The organism is Pradoshia sp. Z5_111 (assembly GCF_058267535.1).
Window position 1 is genome coordinate 470,137 of sequence record NZ_JBZCPQ010000003.1, and the last position, 26,980, is coordinate 497,116.

The 26,980-nt window shown below is 36.5% G+C and carries 29 protein-coding genes and 1 pseudogene; 6 read left to right on the forward strand and 24 right to left on the reverse strand.

Going from position 1 to position 26,980, the window contains the following annotated elements:
* Window positions 1-127: 127 nt before the first annotated feature.
* From AC4D4A_RS09300 to AC4D4A_RS09350, 11 genes and pseudogenes are all read right to left on the reverse strand, one after another.
* Window positions 128-1,309: an MFS transporter gene (locus tag AC4D4A_RS09300; RefSeq protein WP_490995633.1), complete on the reverse strand. Its 1,182-nt coding sequence runs from the start codon at window positions 1,307-1,309 to the stop codon at window positions 128-130.
* Window positions 1,310-1,382: 73 nt separating this feature from the next.
* A complete protein-coding gene (locus AC4D4A_RS09305) occupies window positions 1,383-2,222 on the reverse strand; it encodes a MerR family transcriptional regulator (protein ID WP_490995634.1) in 840 nt (279 codons plus the stop codon).
* 109 nt (window positions 2,223-2,331) lie between these two features.
* The gene (locus tag AC4D4A_RS09310; protein ID WP_490995635.1) at window positions 2,332-2,805 is read right to left on the reverse strand and encodes a methylated-DNA--[protein]-cysteine S-methyltransferase; all 474 of its coding nucleotides are present in this window, start codon (window positions 2,803-2,805) and stop codon (window positions 2,332-2,334) included.
* A gap of 39 nt (window positions 2,806-2,844) precedes the next feature.
* Window positions 2,845-3,289: pseudogene (locus AC4D4A_RS09315) on the reverse strand (GNAT family N-acetyltransferase).
* Window positions 3,255-3,851, reverse strand: a complete 597-nt coding sequence (locus tag AC4D4A_RS09320) for an HAD-IIIA family hydrolase (RefSeq protein WP_490995636.1) — start codon at window positions 3,849-3,851, stop codon at window positions 3,255-3,257. Before AC4D4A_RS09320 ends, AC4D4A_RS09315 begins: the two are co-directional and overlap by 35 nt.
* 103 nt (window positions 3,852-3,954) lie before the next feature.
* Entirely contained in the window at window positions 3,955-6,081 is a 2,127-nt protein-coding gene (locus AC4D4A_RS09325; RefSeq protein ID WP_490995637.1) for a heavy metal translocating P-type ATPase, read from the reverse strand.
* Entirely contained in the window at window positions 6,074-6,442 is a 369-nt protein-coding gene (locus tag AC4D4A_RS09330) for an ArsR/SmtB family transcription factor (protein WP_490995638.1), read from the reverse strand. Before AC4D4A_RS09330 ends, AC4D4A_RS09325 begins: the two co-directional genes overlap by 8 nt.
* Window positions 6,443-6,943: 501 nt before the next feature.
* On the reverse strand, window positions 6,944-7,843 hold the full coding sequence (locus AC4D4A_RS09335; RefSeq protein WP_490995639.1) for an EamA family transporter: 900 nt from the start codon (window positions 7,841-7,843) through the stop codon (window positions 6,944-6,946).
* Window positions 7,844-8,809: 966 nt separating this feature from the next.
* A complete protein-coding gene (locus AC4D4A_RS09340) occupies window positions 8,810-9,142 on the reverse strand; it encodes a zinc ribbon domain-containing protein YjdM (protein WP_066102117.1) in 333 nt (110 codons plus the stop codon).
* Window positions 9,143-9,367: 225 nt separating this feature from the next.
* Complete coding sequence (locus AC4D4A_RS09345) at window positions 9,368-9,964, reverse strand: protein kinase domain-containing protein (protein ID WP_490995640.1); 597 nt, start codon at window positions 9,962-9,964, stop codon at window positions 9,368-9,370.
* Window positions 9,965-10,574: 610 nt separating this feature from the next.
* Window positions 10,575-10,775, reverse strand: a complete 201-nt coding sequence (locus tag AC4D4A_RS09350) for a cold-shock protein (RefSeq protein ID WP_066102120.1) — start codon at window positions 10,773-10,775, stop codon at window positions 10,575-10,577.
* A 467-nt stretch (window positions 10,776-11,242) separates the two neighbouring features.
* Here AC4D4A_RS09350 and AC4D4A_RS09355 point away from each other — a divergent pair, with 467 nt between their 5' ends.
* On the forward strand, window positions 11,243-11,473 hold the full coding sequence (locus AC4D4A_RS09355; RefSeq protein ID WP_490995641.1) for a hypothetical protein: 231 nt from the start codon (window positions 11,243-11,245) through the stop codon (window positions 11,471-11,473).
* 110 nt (window positions 11,474-11,583) lie between these two features.
* On the opposite strand, the gene AC4D4A_RS09360 is transcribed toward AC4D4A_RS09355, so the two are convergent.
* The 3 genes from AC4D4A_RS09360 to AC4D4A_RS09370 form a co-directional block, all read right to left on the reverse strand.
* Window positions 11,584-11,766 (reverse strand): hypothetical protein, encoded by a 183-nt coding sequence (locus AC4D4A_RS09360; protein WP_490995642.1) that lies wholly within the window; start codon window positions 11,764-11,766, stop codon window positions 11,584-11,586.
* Window positions 11,767-12,015: 249 nt separating this feature from the next.
* On the reverse strand, window positions 12,016-12,417 hold the full coding sequence (locus AC4D4A_RS09365) for a cytidine deaminase (protein ID WP_490995643.1): 402 nt from the start codon (window positions 12,415-12,417) through the stop codon (window positions 12,016-12,018).
* 59 nt (window positions 12,418-12,476) lie between these two features.
* Window positions 12,477-13,628 carry an MFS transporter gene (locus AC4D4A_RS09370; protein ID WP_490995644.1) on the reverse strand — a complete coding sequence of 384 codons (1,152 nt, stop codon included), beginning with the start codon at window positions 13,626-13,628 and terminating at the stop codon, window positions 12,477-12,479.
* Between the two features lie 92 nt (window positions 13,629-13,720).
* On the opposite strand from AC4D4A_RS09370, the gene yeiL reads away from it, so the two are divergent.
* Window positions 13,721-14,383 carry a transcriptional regulator YeiL gene (yeiL, locus tag AC4D4A_RS09375; protein WP_490995645.1) on the forward strand — a complete coding sequence of 221 codons (663 nt, stop codon included), beginning with the start codon at window positions 13,721-13,723 and terminating at the stop codon, window positions 14,381-14,383.
* 91 nt (window positions 14,384-14,474) lie between these two features.
* On the opposite strand, the gene arsC is transcribed toward yeiL, so the two are convergent.
* From arsC to AC4D4A_RS09395, 4 genes are all read right to left on the reverse strand, one after another.
* Entirely contained in the window at window positions 14,475-14,894 is a 420-nt protein-coding gene (gene arsC / locus AC4D4A_RS09380) for an arsenate reductase (thioredoxin) (protein ID WP_490995646.1), read from the reverse strand.
* Window positions 14,895-14,898: 4 nt separating this feature from the next.
* Window positions 14,899-15,990 (reverse strand): ACR3 family arsenite efflux transporter, encoded by a 1,092-nt coding sequence (gene arsB, locus AC4D4A_RS09385; protein WP_490995647.1) that lies wholly within the window; start codon window positions 15,988-15,990, stop codon window positions 14,899-14,901.
* A 25-nt stretch (window positions 15,991-16,015) separates the two neighbouring features.
* Window positions 16,016-16,318 carry an ArsR/SmtB family transcription factor gene (locus AC4D4A_RS09390; protein WP_490995648.1) on the reverse strand — a complete coding sequence of 101 codons (303 nt, stop codon included), beginning with the start codon at window positions 16,316-16,318 and terminating at the stop codon, window positions 16,016-16,018.
* Between the two features lie 170 nt (window positions 16,319-16,488).
* Window positions 16,489-16,713, reverse strand: coding sequence for a hypothetical protein (locus tag AC4D4A_RS09395; RefSeq protein WP_490995649.1), 225 nt, complete (start codon window positions 16,711-16,713; stop codon window positions 16,489-16,491).
* A gap of 630 nt (window positions 16,714-17,343) precedes the next feature.
* Between AC4D4A_RS09395 and AC4D4A_RS09400 the strand changes: the two genes are divergently transcribed.
* Complete coding sequence (locus AC4D4A_RS09400; RefSeq protein WP_490995650.1) at window positions 17,344-19,473, forward strand: beta-glucosidase family protein; 2,130 nt, start codon at window positions 17,344-17,346, stop codon at window positions 19,471-19,473.
* A 59-nt stretch (window positions 19,474-19,532) separates the two neighbouring features.
* Here AC4D4A_RS09400 and AC4D4A_RS09405 read toward each other — a convergent pair whose 3' ends face one another.
* Window positions 19,533-20,282, reverse strand: coding sequence for a hypothetical protein (locus AC4D4A_RS09405; protein WP_490995651.1), 750 nt, complete (start codon window positions 20,280-20,282; stop codon window positions 19,533-19,535).
* Between the two features lie 482 nt (window positions 20,283-20,764).
* Window positions 20,765-20,965 (reverse strand): cold-shock protein, encoded by a 201-nt coding sequence (locus AC4D4A_RS09410; protein WP_066102150.1) that lies wholly within the window; start codon window positions 20,963-20,965, stop codon window positions 20,765-20,767.
* Between the two features lie 486 nt (window positions 20,966-21,451).
* On the opposite strand from AC4D4A_RS09410, the gene AC4D4A_RS09415 reads away from it, so the two are divergent.
* The 3 genes from AC4D4A_RS09415 (at window position 21,452) to AC4D4A_RS09425 (ending at window position 24,006) form a co-directional block, all read left to right on the forward strand.
* Entirely contained in the window at window positions 21,452-22,633 is a 1,182-nt protein-coding gene (locus AC4D4A_RS09415; RefSeq protein ID WP_490995652.1) for a DUF418 domain-containing protein, read from the forward strand.
* A 359-nt stretch (window positions 22,634-22,992) separates the two neighbouring features.
* On the forward strand, window positions 22,993-23,199 hold the full coding sequence (locus AC4D4A_RS09420) for a hypothetical protein (protein WP_490995653.1): 207 nt from the start codon (window positions 22,993-22,995) through the stop codon (window positions 23,197-23,199).
* Window positions 23,200-23,271: 72 nt separating this feature from the next.
* Window positions 23,272-24,006 carry a TMEM164 family acyltransferase gene (locus AC4D4A_RS09425; RefSeq protein ID WP_490995654.1) on the forward strand — a complete coding sequence of 245 codons (735 nt, stop codon included), beginning with the start codon at window positions 23,272-23,274 and terminating at the stop codon, window positions 24,004-24,006.
* Between the two features lie 219 nt (window positions 24,007-24,225).
* Here the strand turns inward: AC4D4A_RS09425 and AC4D4A_RS09430 are convergent, their stop codons facing one another.
* The 4 genes from AC4D4A_RS09430 to AC4D4A_RS09445 all read right to left on the reverse strand — a co-directional run bounded on the left by AC4D4A_RS09430 (window position 24,226) and on the right by AC4D4A_RS09445 (window position 26,977).
* A complete protein-coding gene (locus tag AC4D4A_RS09430; RefSeq protein WP_066102150.1) occupies window positions 24,226-24,426 on the reverse strand; it encodes a cold-shock protein in 201 nt (66 codons plus the stop codon).
* Window positions 24,427-24,773: 347 nt separating this feature from the next.
* Window positions 24,774-25,397, reverse strand: coding sequence for an FMN-dependent NADH-azoreductase (locus AC4D4A_RS09435; RefSeq protein WP_490995655.1), 624 nt, complete (start codon window positions 25,395-25,397; stop codon window positions 24,774-24,776).
* 178 nt (window positions 25,398-25,575) lie between these two features.
* Window positions 25,576-26,619 carry an LLM class flavin-dependent oxidoreductase gene (locus AC4D4A_RS09440; RefSeq protein WP_490995656.1) on the reverse strand — a complete coding sequence of 348 codons (1,044 nt, stop codon included), beginning with the start codon at window positions 26,617-26,619 and terminating at the stop codon, window positions 25,576-25,578.
* Between the two features lie 13 nt (window positions 26,620-26,632).
* A complete protein-coding gene (locus tag AC4D4A_RS09445) occupies window positions 26,633-26,977 on the reverse strand; it encodes a DoxX family protein (protein WP_490995657.1) in 345 nt (114 codons plus the stop codon).
* Window positions 26,978-26,980: the final 3 nt, after the last annotated feature.

Here is a 26,980-nt window from a genome sequence, read left to right on the forward strand (position 1 = left end):
CTACACGATTATATGCTAAAGGAGATAGAAAAATGAGCTTTAAGGAAATCAATACAGTCATATTGTCCGTAAATAATTTCAAAAAATAAAACCAGCCGCACAAAAAACACAGCTGGTTTTCCTCTATCTATGACTGGACTTCCGTTGTCCTTTCACGCCACACAAATGAAATCAGCAAGCTAATTCCCAATAATATAGCCGCAAACATATATGGGTAGATGAGATCAATATCAAATAAAATCCCGCCAATTGCCGGTCCGATAATATTCCCAACACTCGTGAATGCTGAGTTCATACCACTGACAAATCCTTGATCTTTTCCGGCTATACGAGATAGATAAGTCGTTATTGCCGGTCTGATTAAGTCAAAAGCAAGGAATACCATAAACGTTACCGCCAACACGCTCCAATAAGCAGATGCTCTTGTTAAAAGGAATGCAAAAACAGCTCCTACCAGTAAACATATCTTAACCAGCCATATTTCCCCGATTACTCTTGTAATTCGCTCGAATAAAAATACTTGTGCGATGACTCCTAATATGGCACTAACCGTAATGAGCATGGCTATATCTTTAGCAGTGAAGCCATACTTTTGATCAACGAATAAGCTATACATAGATTCAAAGGTTGATAGACCAAGTGAAGCTGATAAGATAATTAAGAACGGAATAAGGTAAATAATTGTAAATAGTTTATGATATCCTTTCTTGCCAGGAGCTTCTTTTGAAGAATTCGTCTCTACTGTGCGCTCAGGTTCCTTCAACATTAAAATGGAGAAGATTCCCGCGAATATCCCTAATCCAGCGGCGAAATAAAAAGGCACTCGCGTACCTATATCCGCTAAGAATCCACCAATTCCCGGCCCAATGATAAAGCCTGTATTAATTGCTGCTGACAAATACCCCAATGCTCTTGGACGTTCCTTCATCGTGGTAATATCTGCGATAAATGCTGTTACTGCAGGCATAATAAATGCCGCACTAACTCCACCTAAAATTCTGGACAGGAACAGTACCCATACCTGTTCTCCCAAACCGAATATCAACTCTGATATGCCAAATAAAAACATACCGATTATAATCATACGCTTACGTCCGTATAAATCTACCCATTTTCCTGCAAATGGTGAGAAAATGAGTTGTGCGACCGCAAACGCTGAAACGAGGTAGCCCATAATCGTGCCATCGAGGTTAAGTTCTCGCATAAGTGTAGGCATAACTGGTATTACAAGGCCAATCCCTAAAAATGCAATAAACATATTACTTAATAAAAGGATAAGTACTTTATTCTGATTCTTGCTGCCTGACATCGTTTTACTCCTTTTCTTGTATACTAGTTTATAATTCCTACTAATAAAAATAAACCCTATAGTTACTATAGGGTCAAGTAGATTTTATTCGTACTTTCAATTCAACGATAAAATCATCTTCATTGACTGCCGTATCGGTAAAAGGCATATACAACTCATAGACGATTTTTTCAGTTGGTATTTTTCTGTTTATAATATAAGAATAAAGCGTCTCATAAGAGGATTCATATACTCCTTCTGCTGAATGGAAGGCAATACATACGTATTCACCAGCAGGTAATTCACCAATCTCCATATATTTATTTGAGACCGTGATTTCCTCGTCTGTGAGAACTGGTGTAAAGATAGATGTATATTGCCAATCTAGCATAGAATCATATTTTTTTAATGGATACGTCGCACAATAGACACTATCAAATACCGTCCCATGGTCTTCTAATACTTTCATTAAATGGCCATATTCTTTTACTGGTATGGCAGTGGCGGATGAAGGTACCTGATTATATGTAAGGATACGCTGTTTATCATATTTTTTTATATACACTTTTTCTAATTGATCAGGAGAGGGTTGATTTAGTATTTGCTTCTTCTTATAACGCAGAATGGCCTTAACATCCTCCAGCCGACGCAGCTGCTGCTCAATTTTACTTTCCTGCGCTTCTAAAAATTCAGCCATCTCCCCCGCTGATAACTGTAATACAGATTTTATCTCACTCAACGGGACCCCGACATGCTTCAGTGATTTAATGATATCCAAATAAAACAGCTGCGTATTACTATAATATCGATACTGATTATTAGGATCGGTATAGGAAGGTTTAAATAAGCCAATCTTATCGTAAAACCGCAGTGTTTGAACGGATGTATTGGTTAGCTTTGACACTTCACCAATCAAAAAATATTGTTTCTCCATTTCTGACTCCTTATTGTCTCTTTCGTGCAATTAGATATACTTCATTATAGACTATCAGCCAAAATAAAACTGATTCTAAACGAATCAATGCGATCCGCTCAAATTACCTTTAATTTGTAATCCGTTCAAACTCCAGTCCCAAAAGCTTCTCTTTTATATCAAGTCCTCCACCATAGCCGACCAATTTTCCAGTAGCACCGATGACTCGGTGGCATGGAACGATAATGAAAATCGGATTCTTATTATTCGCCATCCCTACTGCTCGAGAAGCACTAGGATTCCCTATCCTCTCTGCCACCTGTTTATAGCTTCTCGTCTCTCCATAAGGAATCTGCAACAATTCCTGCCATACACTCTGTTGAAATGGTGTCCCATGAGGATTCAGCTTTAGAGTAAATTGCTCCCGCTCCCCTTTAAAATATTCCTCTAGTTGCTTGGCTGTTTCTTTGATTAACTGAGTTTCCTTCTCCTCAGCTTCTATTGGCTTTTCACCTAAAAACACATCTGTAATCCCGATCCCATCTTCTGCGATCCCTACTTTACCTATTAGCGTCGAATAATAATAGACATATTTATTCCCCACTTAAAATTTCCTCCTTTGTATTAATCATTCTGTTCATTATTATCTAAAATACCTAATAAATGAGTCATACTCATTATCTAAAGTAAAACCATTATTTTTATACAATCTTCGCGCATGTTCATTGTCAGGTGCTGTTTGAAGGGATAATGATTTTGCCCCCGTTTTTCGTGCATAAGTTAATAGCTGCATCCATTAACAGCTGTCCAATCCCCTCTCGTCTTGCTTCATGTATAACATACAAATCATTAAGTATCCAAGTTCGTTTCATGGCAATAGAGGAGAAAGACGGGTAAAGCTGTATAAATCTCACATACCTTGTATGATTCACAGCCACAAAAATAATTGAATCCCTCTTTTCTAAACGTTCACTAATAAAAGTCATCGCACCATCAAAATCACTAGGTTGATGATAAAATTCTCGATACGAATTAAATAAATGGCTAACCCCTTCACGATCTTTTTGAGTAGCCTGATAAATTTCCATCTATTTTGTCCTCCTCTTTATCAGATAAAAGGGATTGGAAAATCCATTGCACAGCATCCTTTAAATCCTCAGCAATAAACTCTATTGTCATTCCCTTAATTTTTTTCTGATGTTCCAATAATGTTGCATATCCTGATCCTGTTTTTACAAGTATTTTCAAACAATTCGCCTGTTTAGCTGCTTCCATATCACTCCATCTGTCACCAATGACTATGCAATTTTCTAAGTTTAATAGATATTTAGAAGCAGCCTTCAATAACATTCCTATCCCTGGCTTTCTGCACTTGCACCCATTTTCCTGAGAATGAGGACATATTAAAACGTCATCGAAACCAAAGCCTTTTAACTCATTGATAAAATCTTGCTCGGTTGCCATTCCTCTAGAAATCCCTGGCTGATTTGTAAATGAAAAAACTTTTATATTATTTTCTTTTAACTGCTCAATACAAGAATGTGTAAAGGGAAAACACTCAAATTTACCAGGATAATAAATCGTATCATCCCCACCTATTGTTCCATCTCGATCAATAAAAACCGCTTCAATTTTATTTTGCTGATTCATAATATGGTCCCCCTCCTTCTTACAACTTCTCTATATCATTTACAAAATCCTTTTTAATCCTTTTATATAAAAAAACAGGAAGCAAATGCTTCCTGCATCATCTCTATTCTTTTACTCTCAACAATCTTAAACTATTTAATGTCACGATTAACGTCGCACCCATATCAGCAAAGATAGCAATCCATAGTGTTAACCAGCCTGGAATGACTAACAATAGGGCGATCGCTTTAATTGCCAATGAGAAGGTGATGTTTTGTTTAATGATGGTCAGCGCCTTACGACTTAACTTAATTGTATATGGCAATTTACTTAAATCATCAGACATCAATGCTATATCAGCTGTTTCCAAGGCTGTGTCTGTTCCAGCACCGCCCATAGCAACTCCAAGATTCGCTGCAGCCAGCGCAGGAGCATCATTAATTCCATCTCCAATCATAGCTACATGCAGATTACTTTTACGGAGATTTTTAATATAGTTTAATTTATCCTCCGGAAGTAAGTCAGCCTTTATATCTGAAACCCCAACTTCATGACCTATTGCTGCTGCTGTTCCTTCATTATCTCCTGTGAGCATAATCGTTTTTTGTATTCCAATTTGATGAAGCTTCTTAATAACCGCTTTAGAGGATACCCTCACTTCATCAGCCACTGCAATGATTGCTAATATTTCTTTTTCCGTACCAAGAATCATCATCGTTTTACCTTGGGTTTGAAGTGACTGAATCTGATTCCTTTGCTCTGTTTTAATCTGATCCATTAACAAATCTTCAAATAAGTGCAAGCTTCCTACATAATACGTTTCTTTATTAACACTGGCTTTTATTCCCTTACCTGTAATGGATTGAAATTCATCCACGATTATATCTTTATAACTCAGACCCATCTCTTCAGCTTTTTTTGTTATCGCTGAGGCCAATGGATGCTGTGAACCATTTTCTATTGCAGCAGCAATCATGAATAACTCATTTTTATTTTCAGCTAAGGCGATAAAATCTGTTACAGTAGGGATACCTTTTGTAAGGGTACCTGTTTTATCGAAGGCTATTGCATTTAAATGGCCAGCTTCTTCAAGATGAATACCACCTTTAATCAAAACACCATTTTTAGCAGCGTTCCCAATGGCTGTTACAATAGCAACCGGCGTGGATACGACCAAAGCACACGGACAGCCTACCACTAAAGCAGCCAACCCTTGATAAATCCAAGCACTCCACTCTGCACCGAAAAATAGTGGAGGCACAATGGCAATTAAGAACGCAACCACGATGATCGCAGGGGTGTAATACTTTGCAAATTTATCTACAAAAGCTTGTGAAGGAGCTTTTTCTGCCTGAGCCTCTTCTACTAAATGAATGATTTTAGATAATGTTGTATCTTCTACCCGTTTTGTAACCTCTACTTCGAGCAATCCTTCTTCATTTAATGTACCTGCATACACATCATCATCGATGGCTTTAAAAACCGGAACACTTTCGCCCGTAATGGCTGCCTGATTTAAAGTTGACGTCCCTTTTATCACTTTACCGTCCATCGCTATTTTTTGTCCTGGCTTTACGATCATGACGTCACCGATCACAATATTTTCGACATCCACCATAATTTCATGATGCCCACGTCGTATCAAGGCTTCTTTCGGAGCAATATCCATTAAAGATTCAATCGATTTTCGTGCTTTATCCATTGAATAACGCTCCAATGCTTCACTAATGGCAAAAAGGACAACTACTGTAGCTCCTTCACTCCACTCCCCAATCAACGCTGCACCAATAATGGCAATAGTCATCAACGTATTCATGTCAAAGGTTAATTTACCCAAATTTTTCAGACCGTTTATAAAAAGGGTATAACCGCCTATTAAAATCGCTGCTCCATATCCAATTGTAGGAATTATATGGTCCTCACCATATATCTGACCTAAAAACCAGCTAATTACAATTAATACAGCTGAGATATAAACTTTATAGGTTTCTTTCTGTTTCCAAAACGGAGTCTTTTCGATTTTTTTCTCTTTTTCATCACGTATTTTTAAATGCTCGAAAGCACCCGCTTTTTCTATATCTTCAATTGTAGCTGAGCCTTGCACATAAATCTTGGATGCTCCGAAATTTACCTTAGCTTCTTTGACTCCATCCAGATTCTTCACATTGTTTTCAAATATATTGGCACAATTAGCACAACTCAGCCCTTCAATTCGGTATGTTTTTTGATCTGTTTTTACATGTTCACTCATTTGATTTCACCTCTTTCTTGTGCGTTAAGGCAATCATGATGATTTGTTTAATATGTTCATCATCTAATGAATATAGAGCTAATTTGCCCTCTTTTCGATATTTAACAATATCTTGTTTATAAAGGGTTCTTAGGTGGTGAGAAGCAGTCGCAACTGATGAACCAATAATATTCGCTATATCACAAACACATAGCTCTTCATCCTGGCATAAAGCATACGCTATTTTCGCCCTATTCTCATCAGCTAGCGCTTTGAATAATTGAGCAACGCTGGACAAATTTTCTCTTTGTATATCTGTACTTATGCGATCAACCTTAGTTTGATCAAACCCATATACATCACATGTATCCTTTTTACTCATTATTTCACCCTCTTCATTCAAACCTTCGTTTGATTATATTATATATCCCTTCTACTTATCATTCAAATATATGTTTGAATATTAAAAAAGGTTTGGGTTATTTTATTATTCAGGCAAAAGTCTATTTCATTTACTTTCTCACAGATATAACTAATTTAAAAAGGCTGTCTTCTAAATCTTCCTTCTTTCCTCCTAACTTTGATTTGATGATACAACAAAAAATATGGGAATTACCTGGAATTCCAACAAAGAATAGAGATGAGGTTGATAGACTGTTGGCAAGGTGTAGACACTGTAATTTCAAGTGGAAAGTTAAAGACATTTGGTCACTCGGCTTTACTAAACAAGGGAAGGATTGTCCAAGCTGCAAAAACAAGCAGTATGTATCTTTTAAAGATAGAGGATTTCGTGCTAGGCGATATCTACAAAAAAAGACTGTCGACATTGTCGGCAGCCTCTAGATTGAACTAAGTAAATCTTTATTGTAAAAAAAAAATAATATTATAATTCAATCGGTTCATTTCGAATTTCACGGTTCCATCGTATCCTCATATTCGGATAAGCAATTCCGCATAAAATGATAATTACACCTATCCATTGTGCTCCCGTGACTACTTCATTAAGCACAAGAGCAGACATTAATACAGCCATAGGCAATTCGGAAGCACTTAAGATGGTCCCGAGCCCACTTCCTATCCTAGGCATACCTATATTAAAGAATATAGGCGGAATTAAGGAAGCGCATAAACCTGCAACTATACTATATATAAATAAGCCGTCCATCAATGTACCATTTAAAAGGAACATTGGCGGGAATACGATTAAAATGAGTAACGCTGCTCCCGTTGTCATAAATGCACTCTTATAAATAGGATGAATTTCAATATTGCTTCGTCCACTTACTACAATGAAAGAGGCAAATGATGTCGCAGACAGGAGTCCCCAAATTATGCCCACCATCGAAACTTCCCCATTACTTGCCAAGACACCTGATGCAAGAATGGAGCCTAATAAAATGATCACAGTAGCAATAATATTTTTCTTACCAGGAGCCTTTTTCTCGAAAATATATTGCAATACAAAACTAATCCATGTAAATTGCAAAAGCAAAATGATGGCAAACGATGCATCTACATAGGTCAGCGATTTATTATAAAAGATTCCTGTCAATCCCATTGGGAAGCCACTTATTAATAAAATGATTATTTGCTTACCTGACAACTTAACCTTAGGTACAAATAATGCTACAATCCACAGCATAACAGCACCCAACAAATACTGACTACCTGTAATTTCACCTTGAGTGAACCCTTCCCCATAGGCAAGTTTCACAAAAGTAGAAACCACCCCATACGAACATCCACCTAAAAAAACAAGTAAAGCATATCTCCAAATCCCCATAAAAACCTCCTAAAATTATAAAGCTGAAGCGACTGCCCAGGTCCGACAAGTATAAGAGGAGGTGCATAGGGAGAGCGATTTTTCTCTCCCGCAGCAGCTCACTTATGTCTCGAGGACCTAGGAGCTGAAGCTAGATTAAATAAAAAGCTGAAACGGCTCGCTCAGAAACGAGGAGCATAAGACAGAGACTCGAAGGGGAGGTTCATCCCCCGTAGAGGCTATGCTTATGTCCTGAGTTTCTAGCCGTTGAAGCTAGATTGCATATAAAGCTAAAACTCATGGAACGAAGACTAAGTACGCCACGTCCTGTGGCAACGTCTTCATGACCTACATCCTGTAGGCCCGCGAGGAGCATAAGACAAAGGCACGGAGGGAGTTTCATCCCCGCAGCAGTGGCTTTGCTTATGTCCCGAGCTCCTAGGCCCTGAAGCTGGATTGCATATAAAGCTGAAACTCAAGGAACGAAGACTAAGTACGCCACGTCCTGTGGCAACGTCTTCATGACCTACATCCTGTAGGCCCTCGAGGAGCATAAGACAGAGGCTCGAAGGGGAGGTTCTTCCCCCGTAGAGACTATGCTTATGTCCTGAGTTTCTAGCCGTTGAAGCTGGATTACAAAAACCTAACCACATACAAAACACCCACCCCTAATAAGGGATGGGTGGCGAAAATAATTCCTATAAAAATCCACCTGCCACATAATTCATATATGCAGCTTTTATAAAATATATCGTATTTAAAGATTATATGGGCAAAATAGAGAAAAGTAAAATATTTTACTCTCTCCGCTCTATAACCTGTTAATCTATCATTAATGCTGAGGCTCTTATCCGAATATAAGAATTCACAGTGTATTCCACTTTTTTATTTTTATTCCTTTTTTATTCGTTGCGCTACATTCAATTCCCTTTGCAAATAAAAAAGCGTTCATCAAACCTATATCTAATTTGATAAACGCTTTTTTTATTATATCTTCTTAACAAATTCTGATTTTAATTTCATTGGTCCAAAGCCGTCGATTTTACAATCAATGTCATGATCAGCATCCACAAGACGAATATTCTTCACCTTTGTACCTTGTTTCAAAACCGATGAGCTTCCTTTTACTTTTAAATCTTTAATAACAGTTACAGTGTCACCATCATTTAAAATATTCCCGTTAGCATCTTTATACACTTTCACATCTTCACTTTCAGATTCTAACGTCCACTCATGCCCGCATTCCGGACATACTAAAAGCGGGCCATCTTCATATGTGTATTCAGAATTACATTTAGGGCAATTTGGCAATGTTGTCATTTTTATTTAACCTCCGAGCATTTAATACTATTTATACACTAATAGTATTCGCATTTTACGTATTTTCATGTTTATCCATAAAATTGATTATAACCATGACAACCAGCCTTTTAAAAGTAGTGTTTTATTGGTAAATAGCCACAATAGATTTAGGTTGAGTTGAAATAAGGTTTCTATATAACATTTTCCTTCACAACTCTCCTTTTCAACTGTAAGCCCAAATATCTACTCGGTAGAATCAAATAAAACCCGTATTGGCTTTGGGAGATATCTTTTTTTATAAATGAATGAAGTCAAATTGAGGATGAAGGTTGGAATTTTTTTAGGGAAATATTTTTTTGAGTAGATCTGAAAATACGCTCGCTCCAAATCTTTCCACTGATTATCTTTTTCCTGTTGCATGAAACGGGCAACATCTATCACTTTTACTCCTCCACCAGAAGTAATGATAATATTCTTAAGATGTATATCAGCGGGATTTAATCCGGCTTCCTCTGCCATTTCTAAAGCTTTGCTTATCTCTTTAACTTTCTCTTCAGGTACAAAAATACCTTTTTGCAGACATTGAAACAATGTATGGCCCTCAATAAAATCAATGACAATATAATTATTACCATCATCATATAACGACGGATAATAATCTATATGTTGCAATTTACGGTAAATGGCCGCTTCCTCAAAGGCTATTCTCTTTTTATGAGGAAAATATACTTTTAAAGCCAAATCCTTATCTTTAATTTTAAATACAAAAGCACTCCTGCCTGTACCTATTAGCATTAGATTTTGGCTATATTTATTTAATCTTGGTTTAGATCCATTCATTTCAATCTCTACACTATCGGCTAAAGCTTTATATAATATAGTAAACACCTCATTTTAAAATAAAAACCCCACATCATATAAGTCCAAAACTATCTAGGCTTATTTGAAATGGGGACTTTCCTTATTAATATTAAGAATTAGCATCATTATACTATATACCTTTGAAGTAATTAAAATTTCTGCTTTATATTATTTATTGGGTGAAAGAAATGATTCATTTAAAGATGCCCAAATAACAATATCCCTTTTTTCTTTAGCACTGGTAAACAGTTTATAAGATAGGTGAAAAGATTCGAAAATCTGTATAGTAGTATATTTCAGATTACTTTTGATAATAGTATTTTTTATACAACAAGAAGTTTAAGAGCCTTACAGCATACTAATCAATCGTATATCTCTTTTAAAGAAATAAACGTGAAAACTCATCATATACCTAAGGGGATTAGTATATCCTATCCTACACTAAGTTCCATTTATACATTTTACTTGTTGAACATATAGATGCATAAAGGCCCTATTCAATTTGGAATAGGGCCTTACAGTATGCCTATCTCGTTATTAAATAAAAGAAAGACTCTCCAGGGAGAGTCTTTCTTAATAGCTTTGGCTATTATGCTTTTTGAACATTAGTAGCTTGAGGTCCACGTTGACCTTGTTCTACTTCAAAAGTTACACTTTGACCTTCGTCTAAAGATTTGAAACCTTCGCCTTGGATTGCTGAGAAATGTACAAATACATCTTCTCCGCCTTCGCGTTCGATAAATCCAAAACCTTTTTCTGCATTAAACCATTTAACTTTACCTTGTTCCATGTTTGTTGCCTCCCAGTGTGTATATCACACAATGTATTAATATCCTTGCTCAAATTACCTTAGACGAAAAACAAAATCTTTTCTCAATCTGCCTAGAACAAAAATAATTCTTCTTAAGAATAACACGCTTTATAAAAATTAGCAAATTTTAGAATCTGAATGATAGAAACTACTTAAATATTTCAAGACAAATATAAAAAATCCCGCTTTAATACTCCTCATACTAGAGAATGGATAATTATCTTTAATTATTCACAGTTTCTTCTGCTCCTATTCTATAATCATATCCATAAATCCAGGCTGAATATATTTCCTATTTTCTTTTTATCCTTTCTTTATTTTCAGAAAATAACAAATTGAATGGAAGTTAACAAGAAGACCATAAGTATCTAACAGGTGTGTTAGATATACAGAATCGAAAAAATATTATGCTAGTATAAAATCAAGAAAACTATGAGGTGACTATTATGAAAGAAACAATCGTAAATACGAGCTTAAAAAGCATGATTAATATAGAAATCTTAAAGGCTGCAAAGGCGGTTGACTCAGCTACGGATTCCTCTGAATATTATTATAAAATCATGGAATATAAAAGAGCGAGAAAATTAAAAGAACTAATATCCGAATTAAATAAAGGTAATGATTATGTCTTACAAAAATTAAATGAACTATCCAACAGAAAATCAGCTTCTATATAAAAGTCAGCAGACAGGCTGACTTTTATCTTTTTTTTAAATTTGTACAATATAAGGACTAAAAAGTACCTTTTCATTGAAGAGCCAAATCTCGTTAAATTACAACCAAAAATTCAGTTCTTTATTTGAGTAAAATTCTTTAGAAATTCACTTTCATTTATAGATATCACTTTTTTCAAATCCGTCGTTCTTAATACAAACTCCTTAACACCAATAAATTCTGATTCTGCAATCAAATAAAACTCTGTTTCCTTTTTAAATCCCTTAAACTGTCTGTTTAATCTAAATAACTTCATTAAATAACTCCTGGCGATCAATTAAAATTCGATAAATAATTCCTGTCTATCTTCTGTTTCATAAAATTATTTCTACAATTTAATTATACTTTACTTAAATATTCAGTAAAGATTGTAATCAATCTTCAACGCCTTCAAAGAATCATTGATAACTTCTATCTGGATAATATCTAACCCTTCCGAATAGCGGGGATTCTATTGTATAAAACAAAAGAGAGAGCTGGCAGCTCCCTCTTTATCCACAATCTATTACATATCTAATTCTGTAAAAGCATATGGCACTAATTCTTTTAAAGTCAATTCCTTACATTCTTTCTTTGCATTCGTTAAATAAACTGGCATGTCAGGAGAACAAAATTCAACTAAAACCTGTCTGCAAATACTGCAAGGCGGTAAATAATCCTCTGTGGCCCCTGAAATAGCTATCGCCTGAAAATCACCTTTTTGATAGCCTTTTGTAATTGCCGTAAAAATGGCTGTTCTTTCTGCACAATTTGTTGCACCAAAAGATACATTTTCAACATTTACACCATTAATAATACTTCCATCTTTAAGTAAAAGGGCAGCCCCAACAGGAAATTTGGAATACGGCATATACGCATTTGATTTTATAGCACGGGCACTTTCCAATAATGTTTCTTTATTTACCATCTAGATCATCTCCAATTACAATAAATTGAAAAGACACTCATTTATACGATTGTACCAAATTAATAACTATATTTTCTTCTTGTCACTAAAATGATCATAATTGCTGGCAATGTAAAAATAGCCATTCCGGCAAAAGAGAGTCCTGGAGAAATATCATATAAAAATCCACCTGCCAGTGTCAATATCGCCGTGCTAAAACTCATAGCAAAAGCCGAGTATACACCCTGTGCATTGGAATTTTGCTCTTTTGGCAGCGAGTTTGTTATATAAAGGATAAATGCATAATGTGCCAAAGCAAAGGATAGTGCATGTAAACTCTGTGATAACATAAAAACCCAAACATTTGGGAATACGGCTACCAGCAACCAGCGCAAAGTTGATCCAGCAGCAGCTACCAATAGTAAAGAAGATGGTTGCCATTTTCTAAACAGATGATCAGCCTTTGCAAAACAGATGATCTCAAAAATAACAGCAATATTAATAATCATACCTATATAGTATGTGTTTACACCTAAATCCTGTAAATAAATATAGCCATAATTATAATAAGATGCGTGAGCACCCTGAAGTAAAAATACGATTAGCAAAACAATCGGGAAGCTTTTAATCTTCCATAAGCTGCTCATTTTCATTGTATTTTTGCTTTCATTTTTGATCGGCTTTTCAGTTAGTATATCCGGGCTAGGTAAAATATACTTGATAAGCATTAAAACAAGCATGAACATCATTGCCCATAAAATCCCACTATCCCCAAAATACCCGGTAACCATACTAATTACTAGCACAGAGACAATAAATCCAAGAGAGCCATATGATCGAGCTTTTCCATATGCCCCATCCCCCTGTCTCATTAAAATACTAGCTGTACCTTCCACTGCGGGAAGTAAAGTTGGATAAAAGGCACTAAAAATAAGAGTGACAGCAAATAGAGAAGCAAATGATGTCGATGGTATATATAGGATTGTCACAGCTAATGAGCAGATAATTAAAAGGAAAGCGACTTTATGGGCACTCCAATATTTAGAGGCGAATGGATAAACAAAGAGTGCTGATAACCCTCGTACTACCAATCCAAATCCCATAATTAAGCTTGCTTCTGACACTGTTAATCCTTTTCCTTGTACAAGAAAACCTGTCCAATAAGGTAAAAATATACCCCATGTCATAAAAAATAAAAAAAAGTTCTGTGAAAACCAACGCGGATTGTTCATTCTTTCTCCCTCCATACTTATTGCATCATAGCATGTTTCACGTTTACAATAATGTGAGATATCTCATATTTTTAATAATTTGGAGGAAAAAAGTGCAGATTTTATCTGAACCATGGCGCAGCCAATATATTGATTTATACAGCATCCAACCCTTTTCCAGTGTTTCGATAAAACCATTTATTCAAGTCCATGAATTTGAGCGTGGTGAATTCATTTACAAAGAAGGTTCTATACCAGAGTATCTATACCTTATTGTTGAAGGGAAAGCGAAACTATATATCACGCTTGAAAATGGAAAAGTATCTCTACTTAATTTTATTGAAGCACCGTCACTTATTGGCGAACTCGAATTATTGGGAGTAGAGCAATATTCTATAGGGGTCCAAACATCAACAAAAACTATCTGTTTAGCTATTCCCATGCATACATGTAAAAATCAATTATTAGAAGATCCGGTTTTCCTGAGGCATTTGTCCATATTTTTAAGCAAAAAAACACATCATCTTTCATTTAAATCTGTCCAAACTCAAATTTATCCGCTCGAAAATCGGTTAGCCTCATTTATTTTAATGTCAGCTGAAAATGATTTTTACAAAGAAAAACACACAGAAGTCAGTGAATATTTAGGAGTCTCCTACCGCCATCTATTACATGTTATCTCACAATTCTGTAAGGGTAATCTTATAAAAAAACATGAACGTGGCTATCTCATTTTGGATAGGGAGCGGCTTCAGGAATTAGCAAAAATTGATTAATGATAGATATGTCCAATTCACTATCCAAATGAAAAAAGCTAATCTAAATGATTAGCTTTTTTCATTACATTATCTTTAATAATTAACAAGCTTATTCCCCAGTTTTAGCAAACCGATCGATGCGATTTCTTATCTCATCGCGTACCCTTTGGAAGAATACCCATTTTTCTTCCTCACTTCCTTCCGCTTTTGCCGGATCATCAAATCCCCAATGAACTCGTTTTACGCTTGGCGGTGTTACTGGACAATGTTCATCTGCATGCCCACATAAAGTTACGACCAAATCCGCATGATTTAAAATATCCGGGTCAATCACATCCGATGTGTGATTAGTTATGTCTATGTTTACTTCCTGCATCGCTTTCACTGCACTCGGATTTAAACCATGCGCTTCAAGTCCAGCACTTTTGACATTCCAGTCAGGCAGGATTTCCTTAGCCCACCCTTCCGCCATCTGACTGCGACACGAATTACCTGTACATAAAAAATAAATTGTTTTTTCCTTTGGCATTAAATTATTCCCCCTGATTGAACTTTTGTTCAGACGTTTCTACTTTGTTCCTATGGAAATATTTCTTTTCCCAGCGCAGTGCTACACTTACAAGTGCAATCAAAACAGGAACTTCCACTAGTGGACCGATAACAGCTGCAAAAGCTACGCCGCTATTAATTCCAAACATAGCAACCGCAACTGCAATTGCCAATTCAAAGTTATTACTCGCTGCTGTAAAGGATAACGATGCCGTTACAGGATAGGATGCTCCTGCTTTTCTTGAAGCAAAAAATGATACGGCAAACATGATTAAAAAGTAAATGAGCAATGGTATAGCAATTCGAATTGCATCCAATGGGAGTTCAACAATTTTATCTCCTTTTAAGGAGAACATCATCACAATCGTAAATAATAAAGCAATAAGTGTAAGAGGAGAGATTTTAGGTAAAAAAGATTCCTGATACCACTTTTCCCCTTTTAATTTCAACCCAATGAATCGTGTTGCCATTCCTGCTATAAAAGGAATACCTAAATAAATGAGAACGCTTTTTGTAACTTCCCACATCGAAATGATAACAGTAAAATTCTCCAGCCCAAATACGCCTGGCAAGATATTTAAGAAAAAGTAAGCAAATGCCGAATAAAATAGAATCTGAAATACAGAGTTAAAGGCGACAAGTCCAGCTACATATTCACGGTCCCCACGCGCCAGATCATTCCACACAATAACCATAGCTATACAACGCGCAAGACCAATCATAATCAGGCCAGCCATATAATCGGGATAATCATGTAAAAAGATAATTGCTAAGAAGAACATTAGAACCGGACCGAGCAACCAGTTTTGGAATAAGGATAGCAATAATACCTTCCAATCCTTAAATACACGCCACATCTCTTCATACTTCACTTTTGCCAATGGCGGATACATCATTACAATCAATCCAATAGCAATTGGAATGGATGTCGTCCCTACGGACATAGTATCTAACATTGTTTTAAAATCAGGTACCAACAGCGCAATTAAAATACCCACTGCCATGGCTGTAAAGATCCATACCGTTAAATATCGATCCAAAAAAGACAGCCTTTTCGTCACACTTTTTTCTGCCATCTGGTTCTCCCCCAATCTTTGTTGATTAACAATCTGATGAACAGCATTTCACACTAATTGGCTCTAACTGGTCAATGATCGCTTGAATATACGGTTGTTGAGTTTCATTTAGGCGAAAATGTTTCCATGTGCCTTTTTTTCTTTCCAGAATGATCCCTGCATCTTTCAACTTTTTCACTTGTTGGCTGACTGCAGGCTGGGATATTTGAAGAACATCCACAAAATCACAAACACATACCTCTCCCTTTTTCAGACAAGCCAATAATTTTAACCGATTCGGATCACTGACAGCTTTTAATTGCTGAGCCATTTTCTCAATTGTATTCATATATACCTCCAATATATAACCAAGCTCTTATATAAGATATTACTTATATTATATGGGTTAATGATTAAAATCAAGAAAATAAAAAACAGTAAGCTAAAGCATCACCAGCTTACTGCTTCAACTTTCAAAAATCATAAGTAAAATCTCTTATCTATTAACAACATTCTAATTTAAAAATATCCACCTATCCCAATAACCAGGTAAAACACAATGATTCCTGCTATCTTTGCCTTTGAATCTCTACTTTTAATAAGCAAAGCTGCACAAAGAATACTATATAGTATAAAGGCGATTAATCTTAACAGCCCCGTATAGGGACCCATATTATGTAGTAGAAAAATAATGATTGATATAAAGGCAAGCAGCCTATAAAACCATTTTTGTAATAAGCTCAAATTACCGTCCCCTTATATGTTATTAGAAATACTCCTCAATCATGATATTATGAGTTCCGTCTTTTTCTTATCTTTACTAGAGATCTTTTAATATCATTTAACACTTTTTCAAATCTTTAAGAGGTAGTTTAATATGTTGATTTTCTGTTTATCCCATTAAACTTTTTTCTCATAACCACAGCTCTAGTTATCCTTATGATATATAAAACCAGTTTTCCATCTTACTTTCTTTATAACTACTAAGCCAACCGCTTGCTCTTTGTCGAAGACTTCAACCGTCAAAACTCAAAACTCATTTATTCTATTTTCCACTTTAATAATTAGCATAATACTAAAATATCTACTAATAAAACAAAAATAGTACGAGTAAAACAATGATAAAAAAAATATAATTTACACATTGATACCAAATCATAAAAGGGAATTCGCAGATCTAACAGGGAAGTCTCATTTGCTTCACTTAGGATTTTATAGAATTATCTGGTTACCATAAATATGTAAGCGGTTTAGACTTTCAGATAAAAGTATTAGAAATAATACGTTTATTTTTATAAAAATATTGTGTTAGGAGTGTTCAACATGAATAATCAACATACTACTGATACAGAAAAGAATGGACAGTTTCCATGGATGGACAAGTCATTGTCACCACGTGAGCGTGCTGAAAAGCTTGTAGCTGCAATGACATTGGAGCAGAAGATTGCTCAGCTTCACGGTGCGATGGCGACCATCAACATCTACGATATGCCTCCAATGGATGAAATGAATGCCATGACTCCTGAGGAGCAGGACAAACTTATGGCCCAGCTTCAAGTACAGCGCCATGTAAAAGGCATTGATGAGTTAGGAATCCCTCGTTTCCGTATTACAAACGGTCCTGTCGGCGTAGGTATGGGTGACGGACACCCAAGCCCGCCTGCTACAGCCTTGCCAATGACCATCGGACTTGCTGCCGGCTTTGATCCGGAGCTAGCGCGTGAGTACGGGGATATCATTGGTTCTGAGACAGCTACACTTGGTCAGCACGTACTAGAGGGACCAGGGGTTTGCCTACACAGAACTCCAATTGCTGGACGTAACTTTGAATATTTCTCCGAAGATCCATACCTTTCTGGCGTAATGGGCGTTGAGGTTACGAAAGCGATTCAAGAGCATGATGTTATTGCTATGGGTAAGCATTATGCCGTTAACGATCAAGAGTACGAGCGCTTCCGCACAAGTGTAGAATTGGATGAGCATGTATTGCGCGAACTATACCTTCTTCCTTTCGAAATGTTAGTCAAAGATGGTGACATTGCCGCAATGATGAGCGCCTACAACCGTGTTCGCGGTGTTTACGCAACGGAAAGCCGCTACCTCCTTAACGATATTCTTCGTGACGAGTGGGGCTTCCAAGGCTATGTACAATCTGACTTCTGGTCTTGCCGTTCTGCCGCTGCATCATTGAATGCTGGTATGGACCATGAAATGCCGGATGCTAAATGGTTGAACGAGACGAATGTAAAGAACGCTCTTCAAGACACTAGCCTTGAGATTGAAACTGTTGACCGCGCATTGGTGCGCCGCTATACACAAATGTTCCGTTTTAATCAATTCGAGCGCCCTTACAATCCTGGTGAGATTGATGCGAAAGGTCATGGTGCTAGATCTCGCAAAATCGGTTCCCAGACCGCTGTCCTTCTGAAAAATGAAGGCGAAATGCTGCCACTTGATCCAAAAGCTTATGACTCCATCGTAATCATTGGTCAATCTGAGTACGTTGATGATGCGTGCAATGGTGGGGGTGGTTCTTCAAAGGTTACTCCGCTCTACACGGTACCACCGGTAGAAGGCATGCAAAATGTCCTTAAAGGTCTTGGTTCACACACGTCAGTCAGCAAGGTTACTGTAGCTAAAGATCTATCAAATCTTAACGAAGCCAAAGAAGCAGCTGCTAAAGCTGATATGGTTATTCTAATGGCCGGCTTAGTTGCCTCTGAAGGTTTTGATTTACCTAGTCCAAACATGCTAAATGATCAGAATCGTATGATCGACGAACTATTAGATATCAATCCGCAGACGGTTGTAGTTATGAAAGACAGCAGCCCTGTCATGATGCCATGGATCTCCAAAGCTAAAGCTGTTCTTGAGGCATGGAACCAAGGTACTGAAGATGGTCACGTCGTTGCCGATTTACTCTTTGGCGTTGTAAATCCATCCGGTAAAGTTCCTACCACATACGCAGCATCTGAGGATGATCTTTTATACGCAGGCAGACCTGAGCGCTACCCTGGCACAGATGAAGGCAATGGCTTCCCGGTTATTCGATATTCTGAGGGCCTTAATATGGGCTATCGTTGGTTCCAGTCCCAAGGAATTAAGCCATTATTCCCGTTTGGATACGGTCTATCCTACACATCCTTTGAGCTTTCCGGATTTTCAGTAACACCTTCACAAACAGATGGCAAATCCCCTATTACGGTAAAAGTGACCGTAACCAACACAGGAAAAGTTGCTGGAGCTGAGGTTGTTCAAGTATATCTAGGTATTCCTGTCCAAGGACAGCCACCTAAGCGTCTTGTTGGTTTCCAAAAAGTTTACCTAGAGCCTAATGAGTCACGTGAAGTTACCATCACGATTGACCCAACTGCTACGAACCATCCAATGGGTGTATGGGACTACTACGAACACGATTTCGTGGTTAAACCTGGCGAGTACACTGTATATCTTGGTACTTCCAGTGAAGATACTCCTTACAAAGGAACAGTAGTCGTTGATTAAGCAATATTAATAGGTAGAAGGATTGAATCAATAATAGGATTCAATCCTTTTTTCGTACATTAAAATATGCTTTCCAATTGAAAGTACTCTATTAAAGGCTTTGTTCTTCCTTCGTTATGCCAATTATGATAGTCTTCGAAAACTTGTTTTGGGTTATTATTAGCCCTCTCTTCAACCAAATACTTTACTGCAAGAAAGCTTCGCCAGTAATCGAACATAATACTTGTTAAACTCCCTTGATAACTGTCACTTCCGAACTCCTCTAACGAATGGATACCATATTTGTGCTTAAACAGACCCATCAATTCTATCTCAATATTTGTAATCTGCTTATTTTCTGTATCAGTTAGTAAGTATTTTCTTGATAAGTACTCACACATTCCTTCCTCAAACCAAATACTGTTCTCTCTTTCATCATCAAATTCATCCAAAAACAAATCGGAGTGATGGGTTAATTCGTGTCCAAGTATAGTTAATATATGGTTTTCAGACATATTAATATAGAAGTCTTCTATTTTAGAATGTTTCTTTCCCTCTAATTGTGTAAGAAATAACCTCCTCCAGCTTACCAAATCAGGAGAAAGATAAATGAGATCTTTATTTGTAAAGGCTGGGATCGGTATATTGGAAAAAACAGTTGTGGCTAGTTCATCTGTTGTCCATACAACTCCTTTTGGCAATTCTTTGAGCTCATAATGATTTACTAATTCAAGCTGATAGCCTTTTATTTTTTTGGAAAACCTCTCAATCAAATATTTGTATTCCTGAAAATCCTCTTCTTTCTCAAATGCAAATATATGCTTCAACACCAAAGACTCCCTCTACTATAAAATTCAAGTTAAACCTTGATATTATTTTAAATGAATTTTCTGTAAATAAATAAATAAAAAATACTCTAAATTATTTTATCGAGAGAAAATCAAGCGTTATGATTATAATGTGTAAAAAAGTAGTGAGTGGCAGATTGCCTTTTCCGTATTCAGAGTATAATAATTTGATTGGAAGCCCCTCATTCATTGGATGTGGAAACATAAGAAGATGTCCGCCGTGTTTGAATAAATAAAACTAAGAGTAGGATACAAATATATGATAAAAAACCCCTTGCAAGTAAGCAGGTTTAAATTAGGGATTATTCAAGCACTGTGCTATACTTAGCCTACCATTTGCTATACAGTTTCATTCTTTTGTTGTCTAAGCTCTATTCATTTCTTGAATAGGGCTTTTTTATTGCGCAAATTGATTTAAAAACAAAAAAAGACCCTGCATATGCAGGGTCTTTCATTAGCTCTTATTAAGCTTTTTGAACGTTTGTAGCTTGTGGGCCACGTTGTCCTTGTTCTACTTCAAACGTTACGCTTTGACCTTCGTCTAAAGATTTGAAACCTTCGCTTTGGATAGCTGAGAAATGTACGAATACGTCTTCTCCGCCTTCACGTTCGATAAATCCAAAACCTTTTTCTGCATTAAACCATTTCACTTTACCTTGTTCCATAATATGTTGCCTCCTAGTGTGGATTTCCACACAATGTGTTACTATCCTTGCTCAAATACCTTAGACGAAAATCAAAATCGCTTCTCAATCTGAAACCGAACAAAAATAATTCTTCTTTAGAATAACAGGTAATTCCAATAATAGCAATTGATACGCCTCACCTTTCATAATTGGATGTTTATCTATGATGTAATATAGTACTTTTGAAGGCTTATGAAATACTTCAATCCCTATTATTTCTGGAAGGAATTTGAATGTTTTTGTCGAATTTATAGTCTGTTACACCTATGAAGACGGAAAAAAATGATAGAGAACATAAGAGAAAACAGGACAAAGTAGGATATCGCCATCCTAATCTGGTTGCGTTACAGCTTGCCCTGTCCACACTTTCAAACATTCCATCAACCACTTCCGTATACGAACCAAAGTTAACAGGTAACTAGCACAAAGAACAAATTTGGAAAAAGAATCAGGAGGAAATACATAATGCTCAAAAATCGAGTAACACTAATTGATTCGCTAAGAGGATTCAGCTTGTTCGGGATTTTGATGGCGAACTTATTGATTTTTCAATTCAGTTTATGGGGTAAAGACATAATCAATACAGATGAACTGTCTAAGATAGACTTGGTATCTCTACGTTTCATCCAAGTAGCCTTTGAATACTCATTTTTACCGATCTTTTCATTACTATTCGGGTATTCATTGGTGAAGCTTGCTGAATCGATTAAACAAAAACGAGATAAATCAAGGTGGCATCTTGTACGAAGGGCCATTGGTTTAATGACGATTGGTACTCTACATGCCACATATATATGGGATGGTGATATTTTATCGTATTATGGTGTGATGTTATTCTTACTGCTCCCCTTTCTGCACAGAAAACCGAAGACTCTCTTGATTTGGTCAGGGATATCATTCGTATTGTTTACAGCAGCAAGTTATGGTGATGTATCTGAAATGTTCAAAACTCCAGATATGCTGGCATTCGTTGAGATGACTGATGAGGTACATGCAAACGGAACATATCAGGAAATTCTAGATTATCGTGAAAACGCCATGCCGCCAATTTTTGATATCGATCCATTACTGGCAGTTGGCGCTCTGTTGCTGTCCCCTTTTTATATGCTGCCCATGTTTTTAGTCGGTATGGCGATGGCAAAACAGCGATGGTTTTCTAATCCATCCCAACAAACAAACATCTATAGGCACGGTTGGTGGTTACTCGCTATCGGTCTCACTATGAAGCTATTGGCTCATCTAGAAGGATGGGAAGCTTTCACCGGTATATTCGCTCAATCAGGCGGGCAATTGCTTGCGATTGGTTATGTTTTTGTATTTGCCTACTTATATGTACGTTACCAACATTTTTTTCTGTTTACTGTATTAGAAAGTATGGGAAAATTATCACTCACCAACTATTTGATGCAATCTGTCATCATGACATTCATTTTCTATGGTTACGGGCTCGGATATTACCAACAAATCAGCATTGCAGCAAGCATTTTCATCGGTATCCTGGTCTATGTCGCCCAATGCCTATGCAGCGTACTATATCTCAAATATGCGAAGAGAGGTCCAGTTGAATATCTCCTTCGTATGTGGACTAACCTTTCTTGGCGAGGAAAAGTAAAAGAAGCAAACTCCTCTCTTATTAAATCTGCATAAAACAGATCGATTATTTTATTTACAATGAATATTTCTGAAACATACAAGTTGACAACCTACATGGAAAAACCTATTTCATAGAAAATATGGTGTACCTGCGATCGACGTAGGTAACCCTAAAAATAAGCGCTGATACCCCCTCACCAAAGGTGAGGGGGTATTCTTAAGGTATCAATAATGAGGGGGAAAAGCCACATTCTCTTCGGCTAAGATATTGGTTTACTCTCATTCTAAGGGAATTTAAACCTAACTTAATCTTGAGTTTCAAAGTATTCCTGTATAAAAATATATTCTAATCAATGATCATCCCCATGTAGAGTATATATAGAAATCCTGTTCATAAAAAGGAAAGGCAGAAATTGAAAGAATTAGAAAATTCCAACCGATTGTTTGTCGTACCGATTATTGCTATTTTAATATTAGGAATTATTTTTATGACAGCCGTATTGCCAATGGGGAAAATGGAGACTTATTCTTTAGCCATGAAGTCATTAATACTTTATAATGTTGTTCTTCTTAGGGCGCTAGTCGTGGCACTTATATTAGTTTGGATATCAGTAATTTAGTAGAAAAAACAGTCACGAAACAATTATCATAATAAACCCAGCCATTTTGCGATTTTGCAAGATGGCTTCTTCATGAATAAAAAGGAAGGTAGAAAAATGGGATTTTCATTATTTGGACCATATCATATTGGATGGCTCATTGTAATAACGCTAACCGTCATCATGGTTAGTAAGCATTTCAAAAAATTAGATGCCAAAAGTCAGAGTATTGTACAACGAAGAATCGCATGGTTTATTTTACTATTTGAGATTTTTAAGAATATCTATTTGATTAGCAGAAATGAATTTACGGTTGACTATCTACCGTTCGAATTATGTAGTTTTGCGATTTTTGCGATTTTTTATCATGCCTATACAAATAGCTTAATGATTGGGGAAAAGCTCTATAATTTATTCTTGCCTGGTGCAATTGCAGCTTTGTTATTTTGTAACTGGACACATCGACCGATATATGAGTTTATGAGTTTATTTAGCTTTATTTTTCATTTAGCACTTGTTATGTATTGTGTCATGGTGGTATATGCGGGGATTGTTAAACCAGATAAAAAAAGAATAATAGGTTCAATCCTATTTTTAGCTGTGACAGGATCAATTATCTATCCATTAAATAAAATATGGGGTACAAACTTTATGTTTTTAAATGTCCCCTCACCTGGTTCTCCACTTGTTCCACTTGAAAATATCTTTGGAAATCCAGGGTACATATTTGGTTTAGCTTGTATGATTGTTATTTTATGGGTTGTAATGTATTTACCATGGAATAAGCTGCAATGGTTAAAAGAGACTAATGATTTCTCAGCACACTAAAATCGTTACTTCTTTTACCAGGTGATTTTTTCGTCACTCGCTAAATTCATAGAGAAACGGCTTTAATATAGAAGAATGAATTGAAGACAAATTCCAGTAGTTGGCGTGGAAAGTCGGAAAAATAAAAGTGATTCTTTCTTAAATAGGGCTTTTTGTTGATCAAATTGAATAAAAAACAAAAAAAGACCCTGCATATGCAGGGTCTTTCATTAGCTCTTATTAAGCTTTTTGAACGTTTGTAGCTTGTGGGCCACGTTGTCCTTGTTCTACTTCAAACGTTACGCTTTGACCTTCGTCTAAAGATTTGAAACCTTCGCTTTGGATAGCTGAGAAATGTACGAATACGTCTTCTCCGCCTTCACGTTCGATAAATCCAAAACCTTTTTCTGCATTAAACCATTTCACTTTACCTTGTTCCATAATATGTTGCCTCCTAGTGTGGATTTCCACACAATGTGTTACTATCCTTGCTCAAATACCTTAGACGAAAATCAAAATCGCTTCTCAATCTGAAACCGAACAAAAATAACTCTTCTTAAGAATAACAGGTAATTCCAATAATAGCAATTAATACGACCTCACCTTTCATAATAGGATGTTTATTCGTGTGCTATATACTGCTTCATAATGTCTAAAGAACTCATCCATATAAGATTTTTCATTTAATTTACTTATATTATTTAGAATCAAAAGGACACTACACAGCGGTTACATACCAATCATGTAGTGTCCTTTTAAATTTGTATCACAAGTATTGTAAAAACTACTTATAATTTTGCTGCTGCTTCTTTAACTTTTTCCAAACCTTCCGCGATAATCGTTGCGGCATTATCAGGATCTTGCGCATGGCCTTCGATGATTACTTCGTCAATAATTTCAAAGCCGAAGAAGTTTGTCATAACGGTACGCATATAATTCACAGCCATGTCCATGCTGTTCATTTCTGGAGAACTATAGAAGCCGCCACGAGCATTTAATAAAATCACTTTTTTACCTTTTAATAAAAATTCCTTTTGACCTTGCTCATTGTACTTAAATGTAAAGCCAGCTTGTAAATTGTAATCAATAAATGCTTGTAACGCTGAAGGAATAGTTAAGTTCCATAATGGGAAGGTAAAGACTAGCACATCTGCATTTGTAATGGCTTTTTGTGCTTTTTGCTGGGCCGCTATTGAAGCAGCTTCCCTTTCGTTTAAGTCTTCACCGATTTGCAATTTACCGAAGGCATCGAACAAATCCTGGCCGTAATGTGGCATGTTCTCTTCAAATACATCAAAAGTCGTTACTTGTAGCTTGTTATTTTTTGTTGCTTCTTCTACGAACATTTCATACATCTTTGTTGAAATACCATCTGGACGATTGTTTGCCTTAATTACTAGTACGTTAGTCATGACGTTAACCTCGCTTTAGAATGTATTTTCCAACAAGAAATTGGTCTATATAAATATTTTAAAATACTAAAAAAAACTATTCCATTTATATGAATCCAACTAATTCTTGTATACGAAAATATATAGATTTAAATAAAAATATTTTTGAAAACTAATAATGTAAGTTGGTTTAATCTCATTATTTACTTAATGCATTCCGAACCATTGGGGCAACTTTATTTGCCAGTAAGTCAATGGCTTTTTCTACACGAGCAGGTGGTTGATTTCCCATATCAAACTGACCCATAAAACGTGTATGTCCGATTAATTCATGCTGGTATAGAATTTTCTCCGCTAATTCTTCAGCACTTCCTACCGCTAAAATTTGATTTGCCGCTCGCTGAGGCATCGTTTGTTCAGCAGTAACAGGATTGAAGAATTGCCCACGATCTTTCATAAAATGCTGCATGTACTGATTATAATGAGGGGTAAACTCGCGTATCGCTTGATCACCATCTGTTGCAATATAGCCATGTCCTGTTACAGAAACTTTTAATTTTGATAAATCATGTCCTGCTTCATTCGCAGCTTTCCAATAAAGATTAGTTAAATATTGAACGCGCTCTGGTTCACCAGCCAATAGCCCCATTGCCATATTCACCCCAAGCTTTCCTGCACGCACTGCACTGGCAGGCGTTCCGCCAACTCCAATCCACATTGGAATTTTTGGCTGCAAAGGACGAGGGGAGATCTGCGCGTTACGAAGCGGCGGACGGAATTCTCCATGCCAATTGACGACTTCATGTTCTTGTAATTGCATATATAGCTCAAGCTTTTCTTCAAACAAATGATCATAATCATCTAAGCTTGCTCCAAATAGTGCGAAGCTTTCTAAAAAGGCACCACGACCCAGAATGATTTCGGTACGCCCACCACTTAATAAATCAAGCGTGGCAAAATCCTCATATACTCGTACAGGATCTGCTGTACTAATAACGGATAAAGTGCTCGTTAATTTAATCTTCTTTGTTTCACGTGCAATGGCCCCAAGCAGCATGGCATAGCTTGATGTAACAAAGTCTAATCGGTGATGCTCACCTGTACCAAACACATAAAGCCCCGCCTCATCTGCCCACTTCGCCATTTGAATAATGTTATCTACCCTCTCTTTGGCAGATAACACCTGGCCGTTTGCATCTGGGATACGTTCACCCAATGAATAAACTCCAAATTCAAAATTCATTTTTCTCCACCCACTATAAAAGAATGATTACTAACAGAATTGATAAAATTCCCAAAATTCCTATCATAGCTGTATCCTTAAATGTATCTTTTACACGAATATGTGTAATCACTCCACCGATACCGACTGCCACTAAAATCAAAGCTCCCAGAATTGCAAATCCTTCAATCCAGAATCCTATAATTAGTAATACAGCTGCCCCTAACTCGACCAAGCCTGTTACGACTCTAAACCACTGAGGATATCCCCATTTAGCAAACGATTCTTTGTGCATTTTGGAACCATATATTTTCTGAACGCCAGCTATTAAAAATAGTAACGCTAAAATTCCTTGTAAAATCCAAGCTAATATAGTCATTGT

Excerpts from the sequence above, each read along its gene's own strand:
- AC4D4A_RS09305 (WP_490995634.1), bottom strand. The coding sequence starts at position 2,222 with ATGGAGAAACAATATTTTTTGATTGGTGAAGTGTCAAAGCTAACCAAT.
- AC4D4A_RS09400 (WP_490995650.1), top strand. The coding sequence starts at position 17,344 with ATGGACAAGTCATTGTCACCACGTGAGCGTGCTGAAAAGCTTGTAGCT.
- AC4D4A_RS09415 (WP_490995652.1), top strand. The coding sequence starts at position 21,452 with ATGCTCAAAAATCGAGTAACACTAATTGATTCGCTAAGAGGATTCAGC.
- AC4D4A_RS09350 (WP_066102120.1), bottom strand. The coding sequence starts at position 10,775 with ATGGAACAAGGTAAAGTTAAATGGTTTAATGCAGAAAAAGGTTTTGGA.
- AC4D4A_RS09370 (WP_490995644.1), bottom strand. The coding sequence starts at position 13,628 with ATGAACAATCCGCGTTGGTTTTCACAGAACTTTTTTTTATTTTTTATG.
- AC4D4A_RS09325 (WP_490995637.1), bottom strand. The coding sequence starts at position 6,081 with ATGAGTGAACATGTAAAAACAGATCAAAAAACATACCGAATTGAAGGG.
- arsB (WP_490995647.1), bottom strand. The coding sequence starts at position 15,990 with ATGGCAGAAAAAAGTGTGACGAAAAGGCTGTCTTTTTTGGATCGATAT.
- AC4D4A_RS09440 (WP_490995656.1), bottom strand. The coding sequence starts at position 26,619 with ATGAATTTTGAATTTGGAGTTTATTCATTGGGTGAACGTATCCCAGAT.
- AC4D4A_RS09335 (WP_490995639.1), bottom strand. The coding sequence starts at position 7,843 with ATGGGGATTTGGAGATATGCTTTACTTGTTTTTTTAGGTGGATGTTCG.
- AC4D4A_RS09425 (WP_490995654.1), top strand. The coding sequence starts at position 23,272 with ATGAATAAAAAGGAAGGTAGAAAAATGGGATTTTCATTATTTGGACCA.
- AC4D4A_RS09320 (WP_490995636.1), bottom strand. The coding sequence starts at position 3,851 with ATGAATCAGCAAAATAAAATTGAAGCGGTTTTTATTGATCGAGATGGA.
- AC4D4A_RS09435 (WP_490995655.1), bottom strand. The coding sequence starts at position 25,397 with ATGACTAACGTACTAGTAATTAAGGCAAACAATCGTCCAGATGGTATT.
- AC4D4A_RS09345 (WP_490995640.1), bottom strand. The coding sequence starts at position 9,964 with ATGAATGGATCTAAACCAAGATTAAATAAATATAGCCAAAATCTAATG.
- arsC (WP_490995646.1), bottom strand. The coding sequence starts at position 14,894 with ATGCCAAAGGAAAAAACAATTTATTTTTTATGTACAGGTAATTCGTGT.
- AC4D4A_RS09365 (WP_490995643.1), bottom strand. The coding sequence starts at position 12,417 with ATGGTAAATAAAGAAACATTATTGGAAAGTGCCCGTGCTATAAAATCA.
- AC4D4A_RS09330 (WP_490995638.1), bottom strand. The coding sequence starts at position 6,442 with ATGAGTAAAAAGGATACATGTGATGTATATGGGTTTGATCAAACTAAG.
- AC4D4A_RS09360 (WP_490995642.1), bottom strand. The coding sequence starts at position 11,766 with ATGAAGTTATTTAGATTAAACAGACAGTTTAAGGGATTTAAAAAGGAA.
- AC4D4A_RS09445 (WP_490995657.1), bottom strand. The coding sequence starts at position 26,977 with ATGACTATATTAGCTTGGATTTTACAAGGAATTTTAGCGTTACTATTT.
- AC4D4A_RS09390 (WP_490995648.1), bottom strand. The coding sequence starts at position 16,318 with ATGAATACAATTGAGAAAATGGCTCAGCAATTAAAAGCTGTCAGTGAT.
- AC4D4A_RS09355 (WP_490995641.1), top strand. The coding sequence starts at position 11,243 with ATGAAAGAAACAATCGTAAATACGAGCTTAAAAAGCATGATTAATATA.
- AC4D4A_RS09340 (WP_066102117.1), bottom strand. The coding sequence starts at position 9,142 with ATGACAACATTGCCAAATTGCCCTAAATGTAATTCTGAATACACATAT.
- AC4D4A_RS09430 (WP_066102150.1), bottom strand. The coding sequence starts at position 24,426 with ATGGAACAAGGTAAAGTGAAATGGTTTAATGCAGAAAAAGGTTTTGGA.
- AC4D4A_RS09410 (WP_066102150.1), bottom strand. The coding sequence starts at position 20,965 with ATGGAACAAGGTAAAGTGAAATGGTTTAATGCAGAAAAAGGTTTTGGA.
- AC4D4A_RS09300 (WP_490995633.1), bottom strand. The coding sequence starts at position 1,309 with ATGTCAGGCAGCAAGAATCAGAATAAAGTACTTATCCTTTTATTAAGT.